The organism is Paenibacillus sp. TSM33 (assembly GCF_056099025.1).
Genome location: NZ_JBLZXB010000024.1, coordinates 1 through 4144, shown reverse-complemented (window position 1 = coordinate 4144; position 4144 = coordinate 1). Strand labels below are relative to the sequence as shown.

The following is a 4144-nucleotide window of genomic DNA, read 5'->3' as shown; positions in this document are numbered from 1 at the left end:
ATCTGATTTAGAATCAGATCTTCAACTTTCTTCTCCTGTTAACCTTCACTTCTTCTTAGATAGTTTCTCAATTCTAAATCTGATTTAGAATCAGATCTTCAACTTTCTTCTCCTGTTAACCTTCACTTCTTCTTAGATAGTTTCTCAATTCTAAATCTGATTTAGAATCAGATCTTCAAACTTTCTTCTCCTTCTCACTTTCACTTCTTTAAATTTTTTTTATGTTAACAAGTAAAAATAATGATGTAGAAAACAAAAGTATTTAATGTTACAATGAAGCTACAAGTTCTCTATTTAATTATTTTTGTTTTATAACTCTATTTGTCGTGTCTAAATAAATAACAAATTTTATCTAGTCTTCTTTCTAAAGTTGAATCCGAATTATACACTTAAATCTTTATCTAGAATTCCAAACTAAAGATATTCCTTTATTCTAACTACTCTAACTTTTTTGCTTATAAGCTTTTTTGTCGTACCTAAATAAGTTTCAGAAATTGGCTACTATCTTTTTAAAGAGATAATACGAAATCGCATATTTATACTTTATTTATATAAAATATGAGAATAAAGATGTAAAGGCGAAATCGTATTTATATATTATCTCAAAAAAAAACCGCAACCTGAAATGGTTACGGTTTAAATCATCGGGAAACTATAAGCTTGTATATGTAAGTAATCCGGTGACTAAAAGAAAAACAGAAGAGTAAGAGGGTTACCAAACTTTGGTCGGTGGGGTAATCCTCTTACTATTTTTTAATCAAACAGATATACGTTAACAGCGCCAATAGAGAATTGAAGCCTGTAAAAATTATCATAATTATGCTTGATACGATTGTTACTGTCTCCATATTTTCGCCTCCCTCCGTTTAATTACGGAGGACCTGCATATAACGGAGCTTTATAGCATTCCCGAGTTCTATTATATTATATACTATAGATAGTTGCCTAGTACAGTACTTCGTATATCGAAAAAAGCATTTATATGTATTCAGATGACAAAAATACAATTCTATATGGGTGGAATGTTTTTTTATAATTTTTCTATTAATTACGCTATGATTTCCCTCATATAAGGCAACGTTATCGGTAAAAGATAGATTTGGACATCTAACTTATACATAGCTGCGCCTCCATAATCTCATCGGCTCCCCTCAGTAAACCAGTCTTTTCCCTTGGTCGCTAAACAATAATCCGTGAGTTAAATCAGTCAGCAGCCTTTCCGCATCTACTCTGCTCATATGATCATCCCCAATATCAAATTAAACCTTCACTACGTCCAACTAATTGACTCTACCGCTGCAGTCAAATCCTCAACGCCTGGTGTCGTGTAAATCATGGTCATCTGAATATTAGGTGTACCATCTTCTTTGAAGTGTCCCATCAGCGTTGCCACCTGCTGCAGATCAATTTTGGACACGACCAGGTCATGTCCAAAGCTGTGTCTTAGGGCGTGACAGGTTAAGTGTTCTATCCTGATACGTCTGCGATACTTCTCCACCAAATGCTGAACCGCACGGACGGCCAATCTTTTGGAACGTTGAGACACAAATACATAAGGACTATCATCGATCCGATCCGCCAGGTAACTCTCCAAAGCAGAGCGAACTTCCGCGTTCAGCGGAACCTCCCGGTCCTTGTATCCTTTCCCTCGAATATACACGCTTCCTGACCGCGGATTTATGGAGAGCTCCGTTTTCATCATTTCACACAATTCATGGACTCGCAGGCCTGCACGCAGCAAGGTAACCACAATGGCAAAGTCCCTTTTGCTTCCGTCTTTTCGTACTTCCCGCAGAAAAGTATTCTGTTCATTCCGTGAAAGCCACTTTGGGGTCCGTCTTGCCACCGGTGGTTTTTTCACTGGACCGACCGGATTGTCCGGGATCAGATTTTGAGAAGCAAAATAATTGAAGATAGCGTTCAAGTGAACAAAGGTCAGCTGCATCGTACTTGGCTTTGCCGGCCGTCCTCCCCTTCCACCAAAATCCAGCATGTAACGTTTGTAATCTGCGATATCTTTTTGAGTCGCCAACCCTGGATCATCGAGATCCGTATCCGTCTCAAGCATCCACTTCCAGAATTTACTCCAGGTCGCTTTGTAATTTTGAATAGTCCGATCGTTTAACCCGGATTCCTGCAGATGCTGAATAAATTTTTCGAACAGTTGAGACATTTTGAGGATCCCTCTTTTTCTATTTATAGAAGATGACGAGTTTTTTTAGCCTTATGAAACGGTCGAATGCGGCCTCGTTTCTTCTATTATATCAAATCTCGTCATCTTCTGTATAGAGAAGATGACGAATAACAAAATTCATGTTCTATGATATGTTTTGAGGCGTAGTTAGAAATTTCAGGATAACAAGCAGCCTATGATGCTATATAAACTATTAAAATGTACATATAACCCCCCTTAGTGATTAGGTATCATTCATCATAAGCATGAAGCACTTAATATATCGCCCAAAAGAAGATCTGCATTTATAGGTGCATCTTTTGGATCAGCCCTAGGTTGTTACTTTCCCTAATAACTTTCAAATTCAAAAGTAAGCGAGCGCCTACGCAGGCTCTTTCTCCCGGCGCAGGCGCTCAGTTATCGGTGTAAGCTAATCTTTTCGTTTCGTTCTGCATACCTTGTGTGGGGGATGTGTAAAAAGGATGTCCCTTCCTGAAGACTTTCTTTTTACGTTGATCTTCAATGAATAATACACGTTCGTACATATTTTTTTGAAAGACAATTATTAAAATACGATTAGTAATTTTTAAACAGCGTGAAGGGCAGGAACAATTCCCTTCTTGTTCAATCCATTATTACATCCCTCTAACTCTCAAATTATATTCTTCTCCGCCATCACCGTTCCCTGAATACACAAATATCTCGTAATGTCCATATTTAGGTGAAGAAACAGTTTTTGTGAATGTAAATTTATTTTGTTTCGTGGCATTATATGTTGCCACTTCTACTCTCTTATTCGGATTATTTTCATAATCAGGATAGTAATAAAGTCTCACGGAAGTTGGAGCATTTTTACTAACATATCCTATACGAAGAGTATTTCCATCTTCCTCTGTAAAATCAAAATTATAACTATCATACCCTTTATTTAGAACATACTGATCACCACTATCGACAAGCAGGTCGCCAGTAGCGAAAATACTAAATTCATCTGTTGTCGCGTACTTTTCAAATAGTAGAGAAGGAGATGCCTGTACATGATGAGACTGAGCTGCTGTTACTCCTGTAGGTAGTATAAAAAGGGCCAGAGCAAGTGAAGAAGCTAAAATCTCTTTTTTCATATTAAAATCTCCTTGTTAAATGAATTAATTTCAAAAAAAATATAACATTTCGAGCCTCTGAATACAATATATTGTCAAATATAAAAATAATTTCTCTTTAGCAACACCTTTAATGTATTCTTTTCCACCGCGAACACATCCTAAGCCGCTTTCGCATAAACTCTATGTTCATCCAATTCTCCGCTTACTAAGACGTTAGGAAACGTAAACTTTGAGAGACGGTTGACGAACTGAATTGGTCTCAGACAGTCAATCAGTTTCTTTCCTCTTAGTGATTATTCACCTAAAAAGTAGAGGTAAATAATTTAATAGTCTGATTAGAAACACAGGAGTAGGTCACTAGGATATTTGGCTGTTCTTTTTAATAAGAACGTGGGCAAATAGCAATTCTAATACCGACTCAAACTTGGAAGAAAACAAAAAAGAACACAGCCATTAAGGCTGTGCTCTTTTTTGTGCTTGGCAACGTCCTACTCTCCCAGGACCCTGCGGTCCAAGTACCATCGGCGCTGGAGGGCTTAACGGTCGTGTTCGGGATGGGTACGTGTGGAACCCCTCCGCTATCGCCACCAAACAGGAATTTACGGTGTAAATTCTTCCGTAGGGTTATTCGTCATCACAGATTGTGTGAATGAATAGCCGTACGCTTGTCGTATGTACTTCTACATACCTTCAAGGTGTTACACCCTGAAAACTGGACCCGAAACTTCCTTGCGTCTTATCTTAGGATAAGCCCTCGACCGATTAGTATTGGTCAGCTCCATGCATTACTGCACTTCCACCCCCAACCTATCTACCTCGTCGTCTTCAAGGGGTCTTACTTACTGGGAAATCTCATCTTGAGGGGGGC

Annotated in this window: 2 protein-coding genes and 2 rRNA genes; all 4 read right to left on the bottom strand. The window is 38.2% G+C overall.

From position 1 onward, the window contains the following. Nucleotides 1–1270: 1270 nt before the first annotated feature. A complete protein-coding gene (locus ACN6NF_RS25460) occupies nt 1271–2173 on the bottom strand; it encodes a tyrosine-type recombinase/integrase (RefSeq protein WP_474320320.1) in 903 nt (300 codons plus the stop codon). A gap of 635 nt (nt 2174–2808) precedes the next feature. Next, on the bottom strand, nt 2809–3294 hold the full coding sequence (locus ACN6NF_RS25455; protein WP_474320319.1) for a hypothetical protein: 486 nt from the start codon (nt 3292–3294) through the stop codon (nt 2809–2811). Between the two features lie 457 nt (nt 3295–3751). After that, nucleotides 3752–3868, bottom strand: a 5S ribosomal RNA gene (gene rrf / locus ACN6NF_RS25450). A gap of 150 nt (nt 3869–4018) precedes the next feature. Next, nucleotides 4019–4144 (bottom strand): 23S ribosomal RNA (locus ACN6NF_RS25445); the annotation flags it as partial.